We start from the raw sequence: 21531 nt of genomic DNA, 5'->3' as shown, positions 1-21531 counted from the left end.
TAATTAGTTATTATTTTAATACCTTCAAAGTGTTAGTGTGTTTTTTCATTCTATAAACGTTAGTCATCTTTAATGATGATTTAGACGATTTGACAGTTAATCGCGCGTTATGGATACGTTGTTTTGTCAGGGTTCAACCTATACTTCAGTTCATCAAACGAACAGTGACCTGGCGGAGAGACAGCATGAATCAGTATCAGGCGATTATTATCGGATTTGGCAAAGCAGGGAAAACGCTGGCGGCTACCCTGGCGAAAACGGGCTGGCGTGTGGCGATTATTGAACAGTCAAACACCATGTATGGTGGGACATGCATCAATATCGGCTGCATTCCAACCAAAACCATGGTACATGATGCTGAACTTCAGCATGACTTTGCTGCGGCCATGCAGCGCAAGGCCTCCGTTGTCAGCTTTTTGCGTGATAAAAACTTCCATAATCTTGCCGATCTGGAAAACGTGGATGTGATTGAAGGGCGGGCCGAATTCGTTGATAACCATACCGTGCGGGTCATGCAGTCAACCGACGCGATTGAGCTAAGCGGTGAGAAGATCTTTATTAATACCGGCGCGCAGTCAACGATTCCGGACGTAGAAGGATTAACGACTACACCGGGTGTGTTTGACAGCACTGGTCTGTTGAATTTGACGCAACGTCCTGAGCGTTTAGGTATTTTGGGCGGCGGTTATATTGGCGTTGAATTCGCATCGATGTTTGCCAACTTCGGCAGTAAGGTCACTATTTATGAAGCGGCCCCGCAGTTTTTACCCCGCGAAGATCGGGATATTGCTGACGCTATCGCTAATATTCTATGCGACAAAGGGGTTGAGATTATCCTCAATGCCAGGGTTCAGGCGGTTTCATCCGAGGACGGCGAGGTACGGCTGCAAATGCCGGAAGGCGCACACACAGTGGATGCGCTGCTGGTGGCATCGGGTCGCAAACCTGCAACTGAAAATCTACAGTTGCAGAACGCGGGTGTGGATGTAAATGACCGTGGCGCCATTATTGTGAATAAATACCTGCGTACCTCGGCAGACAATATTTGGGCAATGGGCGATGTCACGGGGGGATTACAATTTACCTATATCTCGCTGGATGATTTTCGCATTGTGCGTGACAACCTGTTAGGCGAGGGATTACGTCATACCGGCGATCGCCAAAACGTACCGTATTCCGTCTTTATGACGCCACCGCTTTCCCGCGTGGGGATGACCGAAGAACAGGCTCGCGCCAGCGGCGCGGCGATGCAGGTAGTTACACTACCTGTTGCGGCTATCCCGCGTGCACGGGTGATGGATGATACGCGTGGTGTCCTTAAAGCGGTGGTGGATAGCGAAACGAAACAAATATTAGGCGTATCGCTGCTGTGCGTGGATTCTCATGAGATGATTAATATCATTAAAACCGTAATGGACGCGGGTTTACCGTATACCACATTGCGCGATCAAATATTTACGCATCCGAGCATGAGTGAATCACTGAACGATCTCTTTTCTCTCGTTAAATAATAAAAGCGTAGTCTGCATGTTTGCCCCGCCCGTGTGGGGCTTTTTTTATCTATTTATCGGCTGGATACTAATTGACAGTTATTCTGGCGTGATGGATGAAATGAAATAAGTCGACGTATTTTATTATATTGCTACTGAAACTACTGGTTAATGGAAATACACATGAACATGTTTAAAAGTATCTTACTAATGACCGCGTTATTGACTGCGCCGGTGACATTTTCCGCATTGGCGCAAACCGAGGTTGCCCACGTTAGCGTGTCTGGCATAGCGGATTCACCTTCCGTGATAGAGGATGCTATTGCGAAACTGGCTCAGGAAAATAATGCAACTTCCTGGAAAATAACCTCAATGCGCATTGATAGCAGTACTCACGCAACGGCAATTTTGTACAAGTGAGGAGAGTCTGAATGGAAAAATATCTGCATTTACTCAGTAAGGGCGATAGAATTGGATTAACCCTAATTCGCCTGAGCATTGCAATTGTTTTTATCTGGATTGGCTTATTAAAGTTTGTACCTTACGAGGCCGACAGCATTACGCCGTTTGTCGCCAATAGCCCGGTAATGTCATTTTTTTATGAACATCCAGAAGAGTATAAGCAGCATTTAACCCACGAAGGTGAGTTTAAGCCGCAGGAACGTGAGTGGCAGACTGCGAATAATACGTATACGTTTTCCAATGGTCTGGGCGTAGTCGAGGTGCTTATCGCTTTGCTGGTGCTGGCTAATCCTGTTAGCCGTTGGTTGGGATTAATTGGCGGCGTTCTGGCATTTGCTACACCAATTGTAACCTTATCATTTTTAATAACCACGCCTGAAGCATGGGTAATGCCGCTGGGTGATTTACACCACGGATTTCCATACTTGTCAGGCGCCGGGCGGTTGGTGTTAAAAGATACGTTAATGTTGGCGGGAGCAGTGATGATCATCGCAGACTCATCCCGTTCAATAATTAAGCAGCGATATTGAATTTTTAACGTTGTACCCTCTGTAAGATAGTAAGCCACTATAGTTAGATTCGGTAATTACCGGGCCAGCAGGATGCTGGCTTTTTTTCTGCCTTAAGGGAAATTTATTTAATATGTATGAGTTGCAATTATTCAGTTTATAAGAATAACGAGTCAGAGCTATATTTTTGACTAATGATACAGTGTCGTAAGTATTTTTTCTTTCTTCTTGTAAAAGCGTGCCACCCCGCGTACGGCATAGCCCTCCCGCCAGGATAGCTCCATTTTTCTCAAATTTTATCTATGCAATTCTTGCTATTTGTTATCTCAAAACCACACTTCAAAAAAGATTGTTATTCACTTTTGTTATAGTTAATCAACAAGTTCGTGTGGTTTTAGGCATGTCTTAAGCTAGAATTAATCCTGATTAAACGTTTTTACGTATCAATAAATGACTAAAGATAGTTAAAAACTTAATTTTTAACCAACTGTTTGACATGGAATCCACTATGGTAATTAAGCACCAGGGGTGGATGCTGATCTCGCGTTTTGTGAGTAACCAAAAGCGAGACATATCTTAAATATGGAAATAAGGGTTTTAGAATGAGCTTTGGATTAGCAAAGGAAAACAAGTTTGAAATCATAGCTACCCTTCGAGAAGAGCTGCACAAGAAAACGAAACTGGAAGTCTTATGCGAAAACAGTAGCGTTATCACGCAGTTAGAGAAGGTCGATTTCGAGCGGTTTGTGATCTCCGGGCACGAAGACATTGTTCCTGAAAAGGTCCAATACTTTATCCTGCACAGCGAAAGCGGGATTGTGAAATTTAGTGCCAGATTCGAACAAACCTCATCAGCAGGTGCGGAAGCAGGATTATCCTACCTCATCCCGGATATGATTTTCTTTGCCCAGCAGCGACAAAATCAGCGTTTTTCCTTCCTGAAGGGTTACGACTTTTTCTGTTTTGGTCGTTACAAAAACGGAGAAAACTACTCTCTGAAGATTAAAAACATCTCGCAGGGCGGTTGTGCATTAATTGTTAAAGATGTGAACTCCCGTTTTCTTTATAAAGATGCGGTGATTAAAAATGCCACACTGGATTTTGATACGTTTGGCAGTTTACAGCTGGATTTAAAAGTGATCGATGTCGTCATGATCAATGAATTTGATGATGATAATCAATTGTATTCCTGTCATCAGATCTCATGCGGGTTCGATTTTAAAAACCGTCGCGAAGAGACTGAGGTCGAGAAAATTATTATTAAATTTTTAATGAGTAACAAGATTAGAAGCTTATAAGGAGCGGTGAACAGGATGTTGATGTGTGGCAGTGATAATTTTGTAGGCAACGGTCTGTTTACCTACCTGACAAGCAAACATGTACCGATACAAACATTCCCGTTTGAGGATATGTTGCATCAGACATCATTATGCCAGCATCAAACCATGGTTTTTAATATCATTGATAATGAACAACCGTGTTCAGCGATCGTGCAGTTTCTGAATAAAAACCGCTTTAAGTTTTATAATAACGTCGTGGTAATTGTTGCTGATAGCCTGGTGGCAAAATTATGCGTCGAGTTGTTATATGTTGAAAAAACAATAGTTTTGACTGAGAAATCTTCGCTGCGTGATTTCGGTCAACTGGCGTCGTTAACGGTCGGGAAATGGAATCCCCGACTATATCGTTCGCAGAAAAGATTAACCGAGAGAGAACAGCAGATCCTGAATTTGTTGGTAAGCGGTTATTCCGCTAAAGAAATTTCAGAGTTAGTTAGTCTGAACTATAAAACTATTCAGGCGCATAAGATGCGGGTCGTCGCCAAGCTGGGACTGACCAATACCTCTGAGTTAAATAAATTAATTGTCAGATTTACCCATCGTATGTCTTTTTTACCCTAAGTTGGCCATTCTTTTCTGATGTAACACACCTAATAGTAGATACAATTCGGGAGTGATGTTGACTGGTTTTTAATTTCTATGATTTATTGAGGGGGAGCGGAATGTTTAATTCCAGTGAGGTGCTAACTGCGCTTGAAAGGGCATTGAATACCAGTCAGCTTTATATGGTTTATCAGCCTATTTTTAACTTGCGTACTCAGAGTATTAGTGGGTTTGAAGCATTAATGCGTTGGAATAGCCCTCAGATGGGTATGATCTCTCCCGATGTTTTTATTACATTACTGGAAGACAGCGGCAATATCATTTCAATTGAAGATATGGTTATCCACACTCCCTGGGATGTGGCAACCTGTTGGCCAGACCCCCTTGTACTATCAGTCAATATTTCCGCGCTTGAATTTTGCGATCCTCTGTTACCCCAACGTGTCAGAAAAAACCTTACCGCCTGCGGACTGCCGCCCCATCGATGCCAGATAGAGGTCACGGAAACGTCGCCGCTGTGCGACAGTCAGATAGCGGCTAAAAATATGATGGAGTTGAAGGCGATAGGGGTCAAACTTGCCCTTGATGATTTTGGAACCGGCCACGCTAATCTTAACTATCTGTTGAAATATCCTTTTGATACCTTAAAAATTGACAAGGAATTTGTCACCGGCATTGAACCCGACACCCGCTCAACAAAGATTGTGGAGGGTATCATTTCACTGGCGCATAATTTTGGGATTGAAGTTCTGGCCGAAGGGGTGGAAACCCAGTCCGAACTGGACCGCCTGATGCAGATTGGTTGTGACAAAATTCAAGGCTTTTTCATTTCTCCTCCGGTGTTGGCAGAAGAGATCCCTACACTCTTAGTACAATATAATCATTAATCCCTCCTTTTTACGTTTCCCAAACCCTTGATTGTGCCGCGTTGCCGGTAAGTCCGCAGACCTGAAAGCGTAGCGCATCAGGCCGCCCTGAAAGACAAAAAAAAGCCCCCTGTAGAACAGAGGGCGGGTAAGTTTATATCTGCTTAGAACGATTTCTTAAAGCCGATAGAGGCATTGACCGGCGCTTCAACCTGCGACTTACTGCCGCCGTTGCTGAATTGCGTACCCAATTCACCGTAGACCTGCAGGTTTCTGTCGATAGACCATGACAGACCGGCGGCAACTTCAGTGCTGGAGTACTGTTGTGAAGATTCCAGCGTGGTGGTGGCGACCGCATTGCTAAAGTGCGTTTTGTCTTTTGACCCCAGTCCCTGCCAGACGTTGACCCTACCGTACGGCTGGAATTTGCCATGGTTGGTGTCATAGTCTGCGACCAGGCGCACGCCCAGACGAGCGGTAAAGGAATCAGCGGTATCCATTTTCACTTTCGTTTGGGTCACACCATCGAGATGCCCGTTATCGAAGTCGCTGTATTGATAGATCAACTGCGCCTGAGGTTCCAGACTCCATGCGCTGGCGCCCAAACGGAATGATTTACCCACTTCTGTCGACGCCGTCAGCGTGTTGCCTCTGACGGTATACGATCCGTTATTGCCGGTCGCCGCCAGGCGGGATTTATGGTTACCGTATTGCAGGACGTTATCAACATACATTCCGTCGCCCGAGAACCAGGTGGCATAGCCGCCGACATAAAACGCGTTGTCGTCGATGTTACCGCCTTTGCCGTCGCTGCCTGTCTTCGTGCCTTTCACGTTGCTGTCGATGTCAAGAATGCTGGTATACAGTCCGGCTTTCCAACTGTCGTTAGCATACATGTCAACGCCGACCTGAATACCCATGGTATGGGAGCTGGTTTGTGTCCCGGCCGCATCATCCAGTTTGGTTTTTCCGGAGTAACCAATCATTCTTGCCCAGGCGCGATTATCTTCATCAATACCCGGTTTAACTTCGTCGCCCATACGCTGGTGCATGTTGCCTAGCAGGCTGATGTCGCCCTGACGAACGACGCTGGCGAGACCAGAATACAGCATAGTTTCTGGACGATATTCGCTTCTCAGGTACCAGTTTTCACCCTGACCTTGAGCATTACCCGCATGCAGTTGATACTCAAATGCGCCAGCAGCCATACGGTCGGCGGCAAGATGGAAGGCGTCACGCGACGTTTGGGCCGTGGTGGTCGCGCCATTGAGCGCCGTCACCACTTCGATGCCATCGCCAATGGTCGGCGCGCCGAGACCAGAGCCGTCGACATCCAGCAGCGTACTACCGCTGGCTTTACCGCCATCGATAATCAGACGGTCGGCAATGCCTGCGCCGCTACCATTCTGGATTGCCGCCATGTTGATAGTCCCTTTTTCGCCGGTGTAATCCCCTTTGACGGTTAACGTTGTGCCAGTCTGCTGGCCGATGAGTGAAACATCGCCGCCGTTGCTCAGGCCCGCTACCGTCTGGTTGTAACCCTGCGTGTTCAGGGTGGTGTCAGCGACAACGTAGTGGTGTGACGCACTACTCAGGGTGTTGGTGTTACCCGCCCGCAGTACGCCGTTGGCAATCAGCGTTGCGCCGCTGTAGCTGTTTTCACCTTGTAGCTCCGTCACACCGCTACCGGTCTGATGCAACTGGCCTTCGCCGCTGATATTACCGGTCAGCGCCAGGGTATCGCCACGATTAACATTGAGTACGCCGTTATCAACGATATCCCCCTGAATGCTACCGATATTACCGCCGTTACCCAGCTGTAAAACGCCTTGTTCGATGGTGGTGCCACCGGTATAGGTGTTATCCAGCGTCAGAGTCAGGGAGCCTTTACCGGTTTTGGTCAACTGACCGTTACCTTCGACTTCCGTTAGCAGGGAAACGTTATGTCCGTTGGTATCGAATGTCCCGCCGCCGGATTCCAGCGTCACCTGACGGGCAGTATCAAACGCTTCGCCATATTTCAGCGTACCGCCATTAAAAGTAATTCCCGTTTCTGGCGCGCCAAGGTTGGTATCGCCCGCCACCTGCAGCGTCCCTGAAGTGATGGTGGTTCCACCGCTATAGGTATTGTCGCCAGTGAGGATGAGCGTACCAAGATCGCCTTTATTCAGGCCGCCGGTACCGCGGATCACGCTGTCGATAGTGGCGGTGTAGTTAGCGCCGTCTACTGTGCCATCGCCGACGCGAATCAGCGTGTTGGCCGTATCGGTGGTAATGGCCTCACCGCCTACGCGATAACCATCGGTAGCGAACTGTGCGCCGCTAATGATAACGTCGCCTTTGCTGTTATCGACGGTGACGTTGCCCGCTTCACCCTGGAAGACGGCAAACGCGGCATCGGTAAACGGTGCGTTCAGCGCGCCTTCTGGCGTTGATTCATCCGTAGTCCAGTTGTCGTTACCCTGGCTTGATTGCCAGATACCGTCGCCGCCGTTGATGACGCCGTTGTTTTTCCACTCGCCATTCTCACCGCCGGTGCCGTCCCAGAAGCGCAGCGTCAGTCCGGCATGGTTGACCAGGTTAACCTGGTTTTTAACCGAGGTTTGAACGTACAGGCTGTCTGCGGCTTCCGGCGCGTTGGCAATGTCCATCACATTGTTGGTCAAGGTGCCGGTGTAGTTGATGACACGATAAACGCCAACGTCAAAACTACCGCCCGGAGAGGTCTCGATATTGAGCTTACCGTCGAGCGTCAGATCGCCATTCACATCAATCAGGTCGTTGAAAGCTCCGCCAGGGGTATAGGCCTGACCAAACTGGTAATCAAGCTGTGCGTTATCGCTGAGCGTCAGTGAACCGGTAGTGAGTTTACCCACGCTGTTGATGGCGGCACCTGCGGTAATATGGCCATCGTCCAGCACATCAACCGCGCCGCCGATAATACCGTTACCGCCGAGCGTTGCCCCTGATTTCACTGTCACCTGACCGGTTGCGGCAGACTGATTACCGTTGACCAGCAGCACACCTTCATTGACGTCCGTGGCGCCGGTCCAGGTATTATCGCCGGTCAGCGTTAATGTGCCGTCGCCGATTTTCACCAGACTGCCGCCGTTGCCGCTGATAATGCCGCTAATGGTGTCATCAAGATGCAAATTACCCAGCGACAATTCTTTATTCCCCAGTTCAACGTTACCCGCACCGGACAACGAACCGATAGACGTAGCGCTGTCGACTGCGCTGATATCGACCTTGCCACCCGCCAGGTTTTTAACGACGGTATCTTCAGCCATCGCCTGGTCGGCTAAGGTCATCAGTCCGCTGTTATTCACCGTAGCATTGCCGCCGCTGGCGTTTTCTTCCAGCGCCAGGGTGCTGTCTTGTGACACGTTAACCTTCGCGTTGCCCGCGGTAGCGTTGTTGGTTAACACCGCTTTTGCTGCGCCCGTCAGGTTCAGTTTTGCGCTCGCAGCGGTGACGTTATCTGCCAGCGTTAACAGGCTGTCGGCAATGTTCATGGTCAGGGACTGCAGACTGGTATCCGTTCCGCTGACATTGAGCGTCGCCCCCTTATTGACGTTCACAGTGCTGCTTTCATTGCTACCAAAGGCCCCGGTTTTGCTGACGTTGACCGTTACATTGTTGGCATTTCCGGTACCGGCAATTTCGGTATCGCCTTTGTAGCTGTTCGCGCGGTCGAGCGACAGGGTGCTGCCCGCATCGCTTGAACTGCTGGTGACTTTCAGTTTACCGTCGCCGGTAATCTCACCTGTTGGCGTGAAGTGGTGTGAATTGAGGTCGAACACCGCCGCGTTATCATGTGCTCCCAGCTCAATGGTGCGATTGCTGGTCAGGTCCGCGCCCATTTGCAGCGTGGAGCCATTGTTGATAGCTAAGTCGGTTCCGCTCTGGCCGAGGTTGCTGTCGGAGGAAATCTGCAACGTACCGCCATCAATGCGCGTGCCGCCACGATACTCGTTATCGCCGCTGAGGATCAGACGACCAAGGTCGGTTTTCACCAGCGTCAGCTTGTCAGTCGTGCTGGCTTCGCGGATAACGGACTCAATGGTCGCGGTGTAGTTTTGCCCCGCGCCACCGGCGCCAACGCGCAGCAGCAGTTCACCGGTTCCAGGCGTCTGGCCTGCGTGGGTCGCGTTTTCCGTGGTGGCATAAGCGTTAAGCGCATCGCCTTTAACGACATAGCCATCGGCGTCAAACTGTGCCCCGGAGAAGTTAACTTCTCCCACGGCGTTATCAACGGTAACGGTTCCGCCTTTGGTGGTGAAGACAGCAAAGGACTTCTGCGCCCAAGGGGCGTTACCTTCACCGGTTGCTGTGGTCCAGTTGTTATCACCCTGGCTGCCGATCGCCATCCATTTGCCATCGCCACCGTCAATTTTGTTGTCGCCTTCAATGCCCGACGCGCCGTGGCTCTGATTGACGGTTGCGCCGTCCCAGAACTGCAGGGTAACGCCGTTGGCGTTCACCAGGTTGACCTGTTTGTCGATGGAGGTCTGGACAAAAATATTGCTCTTATCCTGGCTATCCGGTATCGCGCCTAATTCCAGCGTCTGGTTATTCAGCGTGCCGCCGTAGTTATAAATACGGTACACACCCGGTCCGAAGTTGCCGCCCTGTGAAGTCGTCACATCCAGGGTTCCGTCCAGTTGCAGATCGCCTGCGACGTTAATCAGATCGTTTAGCGCACCGCCTGGCGTATATGCCTTGCCCAGTTCAAAAGCGGAGGTCGTTTTGCTGCCGAGCTGCAGATTACCGTTGATGGATAACGTACCCGCACCGCCGTCACCGGCGCTGAGGGTCGTGGCATCGTTCATCAGCACGTTGCCGCCGATAACGCCATTGCCGCCAAGTGTGGATGTGCCGCTGACGGTGGTGGCGCCGCGCGCTGCGCTTTGATCGCCATTGACCAGCAGCGTACCGTCAGTGACAGTGGTCTCACCGGTATAGGTGTTGTTGCCGTTCAGTCGGGTAATGCCGCTACCGATTTGCTGTAGCGCCCCGATGCCGGAGATCACACCATTGAGCAGCACGGTGTTGGCGCGGTTAATCGCCAGAACGCCGTTGTCGATAATGTCAGACACGGCGCTGACTTCGCCTTCATTTCCGCCGTCACCTAACTGCAGCGTACCAGTTTGATCAATGGTGGTAGAGCCGGTGTAGCTGTTGTTGGCGGTAAATACCGTAGTACCGCCTGCCGCACGTTCGAATTTCCCGTCGCCGCTGATGATGCCGCGATAGATCTGTGCTGCTGACGTATCCCCCTGGGTATCGAAGATAACCTTGCTGCCTGCGCCCTGGGTGGTGATATCGTAATCGCCAATGCTTGCGGCAGTACTGGTTGGCTCGACGTGGTCGCCGGTGCGCAGCGTTGCGCCATTGTTTACGGCGATGGTTTTGCTCGCCAGATTAAGGTTTTCAACGACGCGCACATCCGCATTTGACCCGCTAATGGTCAGTGAATCCCAGCCGGTGCCAATATTGGTGCCGGTATTTAGGTTGTCGCTGGCCAGCGTACCAATCTTCGCATCTTTCGTATCGGTGAAGGTGAGGGCGTTGCCTGTACCCGCAGCGGTCATGATGTGGCGCGTTTTATCCAGCGTCACATTGCCAATGTTGGCCTTATTGTTACCACCGGTACCCGCGAAATTCACTTCGCCGGCATAGGAGCCACTGCGCCAGTTGAAGGTGTCCGCACCTTCGCCTGTGTTGATTACACCACTGGTCACACCGCCGCTGATATCAATGGTGTCGTTACCTTTACCAGACTGAATGGCTACCGCCGTGTCGTTGATAGCCTGCAGGGTTCCCGTGTTGGTAATGGTTTTGCTGCTATCGCCGCTGGCGTCGATCACCGGTGATGTGGTGCTGGCCGAGATAATCTTGCCGCTGTTGGTTAATGCGCTGACGTTTTTCGCGATGATCGCCGAACCGCCTGCGCTATCATGCACGTTGATGTCAGCATTGGTGGTGACACGACCGTCCGTATTGGCGCGAATCCCGCTCCCTTCACTGTTTTGTACTTCAATGGTGTAGCCTTTGCCGATAGTAAGGTCGCCCGTCACCGCATCGCCATTGCGTTGTTCAAAAGCGAAGCCGGTACCTTTACCATTGACGTTAAGGATGTTGTTCAGCCCATCTTTCATGTTCAGCGCCACGCTGGTACGGATCCCCGGGCCATCGTTGGCATTGATGGTCACGTCATTGAGCGTGATATCGGTATTGTTGGCATCGTTTTGAATACCGGCACCCGTCCCTTTAGCGCTGATAGTCACACCTTTTGCAGCCAGCTTACCCGCTCCCGTCTCGAGACGAATGCCGTCTGCTGAACCATTGGTCGTGATGGCATCGCCGGCATTACCGGTAATACTCAGGCTTGCACCATTGGTCAGCAGAACCCCTGCGGTTCCGTCATCAACGGTTACCTGGCCCAGTTTTTTAATCTGTGCGCTGTCACCTGAAGCCCGTACGCCGATGCCGTTGCTGACGTGCAGGGCGCTGGAGGCGTTATTGGTTAAACTCCCGCCTTTTTGAACATCAACACCGATGCTGTCGACGCTGGCCAGATCGATAATCGCTTTGGTATCGAGGATCAGGTTGCCCAGATTTCTCGCCACATAGGCGATAACCTTGTTGCCGCTGACTTCAGAGGTGATCTTCGCGTCCGAGGTGAGGGTGGTGCTCGTGGCATTACCCTGCGTATTGCCATTCAATTGATGCGCCTGACCATCCACAACCCCGGCAACGGTTCTTTCACCGGTCAGATTAATGGTGGTTTTATCGCTGATAGTTCCTTTCGCGCCGCCCTCGATAACCAGTGCCGCGGAGTCGGTACCCTGAACGGTGAACGTTGCTTCACCAGTATCTACGCTACTGCCAGCCCCGGTGGCGAGAACGCCAACAGAATTGTTACCGCTGAGAGTCAGATTCAGGTTGGAAGTGGACTGATCTTTCGGGTTAGTGGTATTACCGGCCAGCAATGCGCCATTGGCGATACGGAAAATGGTGGTGCGATCCTGACCGTTGTCATTCATCACCGCCTGACCAATATTGGCGGTAGCGCCTTTACCATACAGGTAATAACCAATCTGATCGGTGCTGTTGAATGACGGGCTACTCAGGCTGTCAACGTTAGCGATGGCGTTATCACGCACGTGTACGCCGATGTTACCGGCCTTATCCAGCGTGATGTTGGAGTAAACGTTGACCACTGCCTGGCCGTTAGCGCCGCCTTCTGCCCAGATGGCGTAGTTACGGTTACCGACGCCGCCTTCTCCGTCCACCACGATAGAGCCTGCCGCGCTGGTGGTGACTTCGGCATTTTTGTTATTGGCGCTAACGTGGATCCCCACGTTGTTGGTGCCATTTACGTTAATCTTGCCGTCGTTGCGGATTTCCTGATTATTTTCCGCGCCACTGTCGCGTACGGAAATGCCGTAGTTCTTACTGCTACCTCCTTCAGAACCGCCATTGATCACGATGTTGCCGGTATTGAGGACGTTGCCCGTGGCATTCCCGACCAGAATCCCCGCGGCGTTACGTATGCCGGTTCCCAGCGTGATAAGGCCGTTGTTAATAACTTCTTTAGCACTCTTGGTCATAATACCAGCGCTCAGGCTGGAACCGCCCGCCATGGTGACATCTTTAGACGGATCGCTTGCGTCGCGACCAAGATAAATTGAGGCATTCTGAGCGTTGGTAAAGGTGGCATTCCCGGCGACTTCTACGCCATAAGCGGTGCCTTTGGCAAAGGATGCACCGCTTTTACGCCCATCTACGACGTTGATATCGCCGTTGTTGACCCCTTGCGCATCGTCAGACAATTGCATACCAATAGCCAGCGTCAGCGAAGAGTCGGGTACGTCTTTGCTCCAGGGATCGGCTGCCGACGCGGTACCAAAGTTATCGGTGGTGATCGCCTGGTTGATGGTGCCATTGTTCGCTATCTGGCTGGCGCCTTGCCCCTGCATGCCAAATGCGCCATAGCTGTTGACGTTTTGGTTGCCGTCTTTGTCGATAAACAGCCCGGAATTGATGATCCCGTTGTTGGTTGCCGTAGCGTCTTTTGCCAGCATGCCAATCGCCAGACTCTGTCCGGTAGAAGTACGTAATGCGTTCAGTTGGCCGAGGTTGTTGATAACCCCGCCATCAATGGCTTTCATGACGCCATTAATACTGCCGTCAACGGCAATAATCGCATCTTGGTTCAGGGTGCCGGTGGTGCCTGCACCGTTGGCGTAAATAGCATGCAGCTCACCGCGGCCAGCGGTCGCGTTATTGCTATGTGACAAGCCGTCGGTCCAGACGTCGTAATCCCAGGTGAGCACGTCTGAGGGCTTGCTGGAGTTGATAAGATCATCAATCAGCTCGGCATATTTCGTTTGTGCGGCGGTGGAGGTAGTGACAACATTTGCATCCAGCCACAGCTGGATTTGGCTGACTTTTTCGCCTTCCGGGTTTTCTGCTGCATCGCTGCTGTTGCCCAACAGCCAGTCGTTAAAATCGGCCAGATCCTGCGTGTTGGTAATGCTAAATGTGCGCTCACCCGTTTCGACGACATTGCCGTCTGTATCATAACCGTAGGTCATGAGCTTCACATCATCGCCAAACACAGAGGTTTGCGCCGAGCCGGCGAAGGTTTTTTCAGGAATAACCGGAGCAGCGTTAAATTTTATGTAGTTATCGGATTGCCAGTTAACCTGGCTACCAGCGTCCTGAGCCTCCAGTAAGGAGGAGTCTTTGGCCAGCAACTCGATAGTATTGGCTTTGTCGCGGACATTGAGCGTGTCGTTGCCAATATCCAGATTGGCTATGGAGCCATTTGTCGCCAGCGCGATGCCAAATTGTTTATAGATTTTAGACAACGTTGGATCGTAGGTGTTTAATGCCGAATCGCCAATCTGCGATTCGGTAAGGAAATTATTTAAGTCATTGGTGTTAAAGACTTTAATAGTTGTAGGTTCGCCAGGGAAGGCCGGGTCGTTAATATCAAATTCTGTGCTTTGTGATGGTGTCGACGATTGGTTATACGTCAGGTATTCCGCCAGTTCTTCAGCGGTAGTAATCGTTTTTACGCCCTGGTCAGGGCTGGTGGCCTGCAGGGTGATTTTGCCGGTTTGCAGTAGCTCTCTGATGGTCGTTGATTCAACAACACCACTTTGGCCTGGGGCAATCGTTGGGATCGCGCCGCTGATATTGAGCGCCTGACCAGCAGTGATATCTTTATATAAGAATCCGTAGTCGTGGATACCCTCATAATCTCCAACGGAAATACCTGCCTGGTAGTCGGTGAAAATATTGTGCTCACCGATATCGATAATCGGATCAGCGGAAGCCGGCATTGAAGCAGCGCTTAATGCGCCGGCCGCCAGTACGGCGACAGTTTTACGCGAGCTGCTTTTTTTCTTTCCTTTAGTTAATTCGGAAACGACCACCCAGATACCGAGTACCGCGTTCCAAATAATGCTGTAAACTTTGTTCATATATAACCCTCGTCTACATTCCTGTTATGTATGTGTTAATACGTTGAGTTGTTGGCTATGGTTGGCACGCGGATGTGCTACCCGGTAATAGATTTCGGAAAATAGGGTTCCTTTCCGTGCGATGCGGAATTAAAAATTTGAGCAGAAAGAAAACCTTTTAAATGGTAAGCGTGATAATCGTCCTTAAAAAGTCAGTTATGGCTGGCTATAGTGGGAAATGGTGTACTTGAGTCGCGAGTTATTTTTGCCGAGTTTTCTGGCAATGTTGCTTTTGTACGCCCCGATGGTTTTTTCACTTTTTTGTGATGCTCCGGCGATTTGCGTCAGTGACCAACCCCGGGCCAGCATCATCATTACGCTGAATTCGTTTGCTGTGATTTTATTGTGTAGTTCTTTGTTATTGCTTGGTTTTTTGTTTTGTGTAATACGCGTTACGGCATGCAGTAACCGATCAAGGCTGGCGTCTTGATCGAGAAACAGCATGTTCTTCCCGCAAACGGTTTGAAAAATAGAAAAAGTAGCTTCATCTGCCAATACAATGATTCTTGTGGCAGGGCGTAAAGCCATGTTGCGGATAATCCTGGCATATTTTAAAAAATCTGTGTTGTCAGGATTAATAATGATGCAATCCGTTTCATAAGGGATTATGTTGACGGCAGAAAGCGTCTGAGAGGAGTAATACGCGATATCAATATATAATGATGAACCACGTAGGATTTCTCGCATGCCTAGCCAGGGGTAAATTGAGTCACCCAAAAAAATAGCCTTAGACATAACGATCTCCTTGAAATTTTGATGCAGGCGACCGCCTCTTTTTTTAAGAAGAAAAAGAGTTTCTTGCGACGCATGAAATGTTAATTAAATCTCGTATAACGTTCTCTGGTGTGAACGCATCCTTATTTATTACAGATTCCACAGATATTTCTGTATTAATTCGAATCATTAACTATTCTTAAAGTAGATATTACACTTTGTTAAAATTTAAGATAAATCGTTTATTTCAGCTCTGCGTAAATGATTGATAGATTTCGCTTATGGATCACGCTAATAATGATTGAGTGATATCGATAAAGACAGGTTATTCCTATTCATTGTGCAGGGGATTTATATGGAAAACTTTATATTTCATACAGATACCTGTTTTTCTTGATGAGATGATTGGTGACCAGGAGAATTCTTAATCAAGACCAGGACAAAGAGAAGGGGAGCCAGGGGGAAGAGAGAAATATCGCTCAATTTGTAGTTATCGACCTGAAATTAGAATTTTCAGGTCGATAATTCTTAGTGGTGTTAAGTTTTTAGGGAATTATCCTATTTTGGGCTTTTTGTGCTTAATTTTAAAATCTCACCTGAAGAGGTTATTTTTTCTGATTGCATTGCTGATAACGCTTAGCCCGCCAACAGGTCCTGTTCAACCTGATGCACCTGTTGTTCCAGCGTATTGCGGATTTCCGTAAGCGCCCGTTGTTGATCGCAGAAGTAGGCCTCTTTATCTGTGACGGAGGTGGCAAGCCGCCAGGCGTTCTCAGCTTCCAGTTCGGTAATTTCTTTGAGCAGCGCATTAATTTGTTCTCTGAGCTGCTGTATTTTGCTGCGTAAATGCTGCAGATCGTTCAATCGGTCACTCGCCATCATCGGTTCGAGGCCACTTTGTAATTGAGTCAGTAGCGCCCGAACGGCGGCAAGATCGGCATTTTGGCGCGCCTGGTTAAGCTGAACCATCATCTGATGCGCTTTCTCTTTCAGACAATCTGCCACCACATCCGGATGACAAAGACGGCTGGCCTGACGCCACAGGCGTTTTAACTCGTTACGTTCATCAGATGAAAGTCGCTGGTCACGGTTATAACGATGTTGCGCATCCTGCTGCTGCTCCTGAAATTCATCATATTCATGGCTGGTCTCTTCCTGAGCCTGGCGGGTTGCGCTGTCGTCCTGGCGAGAAAAGTCGTTTTCCAACTCACGAATCTCCGCCAGCAGGGCGGTAATCAGTTCCGTTTGTTGCTGAATACGTTGGCGTGTTTCCACCGATTCGCGCGAATCTGAATTAAGGTTCATCCAGTGCTGCTTGAGCCTGGCAAGTTGATCAACAGCCTGGGAAATATAGTGCTGACAGGACTGATAGTCTTTTTCCCGACGTTTTCGCTCCGCTTCCTGTTTACGCTGGGCGCTGGCGGCGAGCTGTTTACGTAACTCGAGGATCCGGCTCATTAGCGGTCCAAGGCGAAGATGATACAGATCGTTGAAATCATCGAGGATTTGAATGCGCGTGTTGCGCTTATCGATCAGGTCACGCAGCTGTGTTTCGAGCGCTTTAAGTTCCAGCTTACTGGCGGCAATGGCGGGATCCTGCCACGTAGAGACTGCCCGTTGAGATTGCAGCCAGGCTGAGATTTCACGCAGGGCATCACTAAAGCGTCGTTCTTCGATCGCCTGCACAATGGTGCCTGGCACGACGGATAAAGGCTCATTTTTCAGATGTTCTACCTGCTGGAAAATAATTTCCTCATCTTCCAGTTCAATAGCGCTTTTGACGATTTCCAGTCGTTTAATGATCTTATTCATGACAGTCGTTGCCTGGCCTGGCTCAAAAACGAGTGACTAAAACACAGCCGGTTCACCCGTTTGAAAATGTTAGAAAAACAGTAAAGCGCATTCTGTGGCCTGCGATGCCTTTTCGTCCAGAATAATTCACTGTAATTATGAAAAACCGGAAGTCGCGCGCACCTGTTTGCATCTTCAAACCTCTGTTTCATGTTTTTTATTATCGGGTAATTATTCTTGATTCAAAAAAGATAATGCGTATAGTTCTCATTCTCTTTTGTTATTAACTCTCTGTATTACTTCTGGTAAGGATCCCGACAATGAAAAAAACAACATCCGCGCTGGCATTGCTGATTGCTGCGGCGTTAAGCGGTTGTGCGGCGCACTCCACGCCAGCCAGCAACGTCAGCGTTACGGAAAAAACAGCACAACCTGCCGTTACCGATGTACAGCAACGCGCGCTGGCGGATGGGTTATATGAAATGGCGCTTAGCCCGGCAGGGGATGCGTTGTACGTTGCCAGCGCCGAAGGATTTAAAGATGTGCAGGGCGGCGTGGTTTACAAGTTGGATCCGAAAACGCTCAAAACGCTTGGATTGAGTCATACCGATATGAAAAACTTTGGTATGGCTATCTCGCCGGACGGTAAAACGGTGTATGTCACCAACTCACTGGACGGTGGCCTGAGCGCGCTGAATACCGCTGACGGCAAGGTGAAAAATCGCGTATTGTTCCCGGAACGTAACCCAGAAGGTTTCCCGTATGGTGCCCGTCAGGTGCTGTTGCATAACGGTTTGCTCTATATTGGCGCCGTGGCGGATCCGGCGGTGATTTGGGTGGTTGATGCCGAAACCCTGAAGCTGAAAACCCGCATTAAAAACACGGGTAAATGGATGACCGGACTGCATTATTCAGCGGTGACGCAGCGAATTTATGCAGCTAACGGCGGCGGTGAAATTCTCGTCATCAACCCGCGTAATCAGCGTGTTGAGAAACGCTGGCAGCCGCTGGGTGAACAACCTGCGCTGCTGCTGAATATGGCGGAGGACGCACAAACGGGTCGTCTGTTTGTCACCGACAACTCAAAAGCGAAAACCACTCTGGTTCTGGATATTCATACGGGTAACCTGCTGAAAAAACTGGATGTGGGTGATTCGCTGGCGGTGAAATTCAACGCAAAACGCAACGAAATCTATATTACGCAGCGTGATTCAGGGAAATTGCTCAGCCTGAATGCGACTGATTACAGCGTGAAGAAAAGTTGGGATTTACCCCCTAACCCAAACAGCCTGCTGCTCTCGGCGGATGGACAAACGCTGTTTGTGACGGTGAAGCAAAAATTTAATAAAGACCACTCTACGTCTGCGCCAGATAACGTGGTACGTATTGACTTGAATAAACAATAACAACTCGCCTTCTTTTTATTGTTTTTCTCCCGAGCCTCGGTGCGTTGGGCAAGGAAGCCCGGCGCATCCAATCGATTGCGCCTTGCGACAACCAGGTTGAAATGTTAAAAGAAGCCCCTTCAATAAAAACGACACAGGGGAAGGGCGTGAAAAACGCGTCAACTGCATCTGACACCAGCGTGTCTGATGCCGCGTCGACGAACGAGCCGACGCTTCAACGAGGGTTGCAAAACCGCCATATTCAGTTAATTGCGCTGGGCGGTGCAATTGGTACGGGCCTGTTTTTGGGCATTGGTCCGGCTATTCAGATGGCGGGACCTGCGGTGTTACTGGGTTACGGCGTTGCCGGGATCATCGCTTTTCTGATTATGCGTCAACTGGGCGAAATGGTAGTGGAAGAACCCGTTTCCGGATCCTTCGCTCATTTTGCCTATAAATATTGGGGACCGTTCGCGGGTTTTCTGTCCGGCTGGAACTACTGGGTGATGTTTGTGCTGGTCGGTATGGCGGAACTTACAGCGGCCGGGATCTATATGCAGTACTGGTTGCCCGATGTCCCAACCTGGATTTGGGCCGCGGCATTTTTCGTGATCATCAATGCCGTCAACCTGGTCAACGTACGTCTGTATGGCGAAACGGAATTCTGGTTCGCGCTGATTAAAGTGCTGGCCATTATCGGCATGATTGGTTTTGGCGTGTGGATGCTGTTTTCCGGTAACGGCGGGGAACATGCAAGCATCGATAACCTGTGGCGTTACAACGGCTTTTTTGCTACCGGCTGGAACGGATTAATTCTGTCGCTGGCGGTGATTATGTTCTCCTTTGGCGGACTGGAGCTTATCGGGATTACTGCCGCAGAAGCGCAGGACCCGCAGAAAAGCATTCCAAAGGCGGTAAACCAGGTGGTGTACCGTATTCTGCTGTTTTACATCGGTTCTCTGGTGGTGCTGTTAGCGCTCTACCCGTGGGTAGAGGTGAAATCCAACAGCAGCCCGTTTGTGATGATTTTCCATAATCTTGACAGCAACGTGGTGGCTTCTGCGCTGAACTTTGTCATTCTTGTGGCTTCGCTGTCGGTGTATAACAGTGGTGTTTACTCTAACAGTCGTATGCTATTTGGTCTCTCGGTTCAGGGGAACGCGCCGAAGTTCTTAACCCGCGTCAGCCGTCGTGGCGTACCGGTGAACTCACTGATCCTCTCCGGCGCTATTACGTCACTGGTGGTCCTGATCAACTATGTTCTGCCGCAAAAGGCCTTTAGCCTGCTGATGGCGCTGGTGGTGGCGACGTTACTGCTGAACTGGATTATGATCTGCCTGGCGCATCTGCGGTTCCGGGCGGCGATGCGACGTAAGGGACGTGACACGCAGTTTAAAGCACTGCTGTACCCGGCAGGGAACTACCTGTGTATTGCTTTCCTTGGCATGATTCTGGTGCTGATGTGTACGATGGATGAAATGCGCCTGTCAGCTATCCTGCTGCCGGTGTGGATCCTGTTCCTGTTTGTTGCCTTCAAACTGTTGCGTCGTAAACCTCGCTAAGCTATGGCCGATCTCATATTAATAATGGGATCGGCCATTTTCTCTCTGTCCGGTTTATCGCTGAAACGCGCCAGACAGTGCGCGAATATCGTTTCCGGTAGGCGACTGATGAATGCGTAAACCAAACTCTTCGACCACGGCAAAGATATGGTCGAAGATATCAGCCTGAATACTTTCATATTCCAGCCAGACTACCGTATTAGTAAAGGCATAAATTTCGATCGGTAAACCGTGATCGTCCGGCGCAAGCTGGCGTACCATTAACGTCATATCTTTGCGAATACGCGGATGATGACGCAAATATTCGTTCAGATAAGCGCGGAAGGTGCCAATATTCGTCATCTGGCGGTGATTCAATACCGATTCAGGCGCATCTAATTGCTGATTCCACTCGTCAATTTCCTGGTGGCGTGTTGTTAAATACGGTTTCAGCAGGTGGGCTTTATGCAGACGCTGGCGCTCATCCTCATCAAGAAAATGGATGCTGGTGGCATCGATGCTGATGCTGCGTTTTATTCTCCGCCCACCGGAAGCCGACATTCCACTCCAGTTTTTAAAAGAGTCTGAGACCAGTGACCAGGTTGGGATAGTGGTGATGGTGTTATCCCAGTTGCGCACTTTCACGGTGGTTAAGCCAATATCAATAACCGCGCCATCGGCACCATATTTCGGCATTTCCAGCCAGTCACCCAACTTCAACATATCGTTGGCTGAAAGTTGTATTCCGGCAACCAGTCCGAGGATTGGATCTTTAAACACCAGCATTAACACGGCGGCCATGGCGCCCAGACCGCTTATCAGTATTGCCGGTGACTGACCAATCAGCAGGGAAATCATCAATATTCCGACGAGAATTGCGCTGATGAGTTTGATGCCCTGGAATATGCCTTTTAGCGGTAATTGCGATGCGGCAGGGAGTTTTTGCGACAGATTGAGAATAACGTCCAGCAGGGAAAACAGGGACAGCAGGGCGTACATCATGATCCACAACTGAGCGCAGGTCACTAATATTTCTGCTGCTTCGCTGCCTTTCTGTAGCCAGAGTGCGGCCTGTATATTGACAATGATACCCTGCAGGGTGAATGCCAGCCGGTGAAATAACTTGTTCTGCGTGATGATTTGTAGCCACAGGCGGGAGCTGGCGCTGGCACGCTTTTCAAATGCGCGTAATACCACCCAGTGCAAAATAACGTGAACAATAATGGCGGTGATAAAAATAATGCCAAAAATCATCACCAATGAGGTGGTGTGATTTATTTCAATGCCGAGTTCTTCTACCTGAGATATCAATTCCTGCATAACGTCTCCTTAATAAACAGCGGTCTATGATGAC

At 49.8% G+C, this 21531-nt stretch carries 12 protein-coding genes; 8 read left to right on the top strand and 4 right to left on the bottom strand.

The features are described from left to right. Nucleotides 1–185: 185 nt before the first annotated feature. The 6 genes from rclA (at nt 186) to OGV80_RS19305 (ending at nt 5231) form a co-directional block, all read left to right on the top strand. Complete coding sequence (rclA, locus tag OGV80_RS19330; protein ID WP_087053051.1) at nt 186–1511, top strand: reactive chlorine resistance oxidoreductase RclA; 1326 nt, start codon at nt 186–188, stop codon at nt 1509–1511. Nucleotides 1512–1679: 168 nt separating this feature from the next. Next, complete coding sequence (gene rclB / locus OGV80_RS19325) at nt 1680–1910, top strand: reactive chlorine resistance periplasmic protein RclB (protein WP_047413558.1); 231 nt, start codon at nt 1680–1682, stop codon at nt 1908–1910. 11 nt (nt 1911–1921) lie between these two features. Beyond that, the gene (rclC, locus tag OGV80_RS19320) at nt 1922–2482 is read left to right on the top strand and encodes a reactive chlorine resistance membrane protein RclC (protein ID WP_043015506.1); all 561 of its coding nucleotides are present in this window, start codon (nt 1922–1924) and stop codon (nt 2480–2482) included. Between the two features lie 581 nt (nt 2483–3063). After that, complete coding sequence (locus tag OGV80_RS19315) at nt 3064–3759, top strand: flagellar brake protein (RefSeq protein WP_043015507.1); 696 nt, start codon at nt 3064–3066, stop codon at nt 3757–3759. Between the two features lie 21 nt (nt 3760–3780). After that, a complete protein-coding gene (locus OGV80_RS19310; RefSeq protein WP_170928040.1) occupies nt 3781–4362 on the top strand; it encodes a helix-turn-helix transcriptional regulator in 582 nt (193 codons plus the stop codon). Between the two features lie 101 nt (nt 4363–4463). Beyond that, complete coding sequence (locus OGV80_RS19305) at nt 4464–5231, top strand: putative bifunctional diguanylate cyclase/phosphodiesterase (protein ID WP_087053050.1); 768 nt, start codon at nt 4464–4466, stop codon at nt 5229–5231. A gap of 143 nt (nt 5232–5374) precedes the next feature. Here OGV80_RS19305 and OGV80_RS19300 read toward each other — a convergent pair whose 3' ends face one another. The 3 genes from OGV80_RS19300 to OGV80_RS19290 form a co-directional block, all read right to left on the bottom strand. Next, entirely contained in the window at nt 5375–14707 is a 9333-nt protein-coding gene (locus OGV80_RS19300; RefSeq protein WP_087053049.1) for an autotransporter outer membrane beta-barrel domain-containing protein, read from the bottom strand. A gap of 195 nt (nt 14708–14902) precedes the next feature. Next, a complete protein-coding gene (locus tag OGV80_RS19295) occupies nt 14903–15481 on the bottom strand; it encodes a helix-turn-helix transcriptional regulator (protein ID WP_043015511.1) in 579 nt (192 codons plus the stop codon). Between the two features lie 615 nt (nt 15482–16096). Beyond that, nucleotides 16097–17272, bottom strand: coding sequence for a coiled-coil domain-containing protein (locus OGV80_RS19290; RefSeq protein WP_286515541.1), 1176 nt, complete (start codon nt 17270–17272; stop codon nt 16097–16099). A gap of 299 nt (nt 17273–17571) precedes the next feature. Between OGV80_RS19290 and OGV80_RS19285 the strand changes: the two genes are divergently transcribed. After that, nucleotides 17572–18657, top strand: coding sequence for a YncE family protein (locus OGV80_RS19285; RefSeq protein WP_181633997.1), 1086 nt, complete (start codon nt 17572–17574; stop codon nt 18655–18657). Between the two features lie 146 nt (nt 18658–18803). Beyond that, the gene (gene pheP, locus OGV80_RS19280; RefSeq protein ID WP_043015514.1) at nt 18804–20198 is read left to right on the top strand and encodes a phenylalanine transporter; all 1395 of its coding nucleotides are present in this window, start codon (nt 18804–18806) and stop codon (nt 20196–20198) included. 54 nt (nt 20199–20252) lie between these two features. On the opposite strand, the gene OGV80_RS19275 is transcribed toward pheP, so the two are convergent. Further along, nucleotides 20253–21497, bottom strand: a complete 1245-nt coding sequence (locus OGV80_RS19275; protein ID WP_043015515.1) for a mechanosensitive ion channel family protein — start codon at nt 21495–21497, stop codon at nt 20253–20255. Between the last annotated feature and the right edge of the window lie 34 nt (nt 21498–21531).

This window comes from Citrobacter sp. Ce119, from assembly GCF_030334525.1.
Lineage (GTDB): Bacteria > Pseudomonadota > Gammaproteobacteria > Enterobacterales > Enterobacteriaceae > Citrobacter > Citrobacter europaeus.
The sequence above is the reverse complement of the archived record's forward strand: the minus strand, read 5'-3'. Positions and strand labels throughout refer to the sequence as shown.

Excerpts from the sequence above, each read along its gene's own strand:
- rclA (WP_087053051.1), top strand. The coding sequence starts at position 186 with ATGAATCAGTATCAGGCGATTATTATCGGATTTGGCAAAGCAGGGAAA.
- rclB (WP_047413558.1), top strand. The coding sequence starts at position 1,680 with ATGTTTAAAAGTATCTTACTAATGACCGCGTTATTGACTGCGCCGGTG.
- rclC (WP_043015506.1), top strand. The coding sequence starts at position 1,922 with ATGGAAAAATATCTGCATTTACTCAGTAAGGGCGATAGAATTGGATTA.
- OGV80_RS19315 (WP_043015507.1), top strand. The coding sequence starts at position 3,064 with ATGAGCTTTGGATTAGCAAAGGAAAACAAGTTTGAAATCATAGCTACC.
- OGV80_RS19310 (WP_170928040.1), top strand. The coding sequence starts at position 3,781 with ATGTGTGGCAGTGATAATTTTGTAGGCAACGGTCTGTTTACCTACCTG.
- OGV80_RS19305 (WP_087053050.1), top strand. The coding sequence starts at position 4,464 with ATGTTTAATTCCAGTGAGGTGCTAACTGCGCTTGAAAGGGCATTGAAT.
- OGV80_RS19300 (WP_087053049.1), bottom strand. The coding sequence starts at position 14,707 with ATGAACAAAGTTTACAGCATTATTTGGAACGCGGTACTCGGTATCTGG.
- OGV80_RS19295 (WP_043015511.1), bottom strand. The coding sequence starts at position 15,481 with ATGTCTAAGGCTATTTTTTTGGGTGACTCAATTTACCCCTGGCTAGGC.
- OGV80_RS19290 (WP_286515541.1), bottom strand. The coding sequence starts at position 17,272 with ATGAATAAGATCATTAAACGACTGGAAATCGTCAAAAGCGCTATTGAA.
- OGV80_RS19285 (WP_181633997.1), top strand. The coding sequence starts at position 17,572 with ATGAAAAAAACAACATCCGCGCTGGCATTGCTGATTGCTGCGGCGTTA.
- OGV80_RS19275 (WP_043015515.1), bottom strand. The coding sequence starts at position 21,497 with ATGCAGGAATTGATATCTCAGGTAGAAGAACTCGGCATTGAAATAAAT.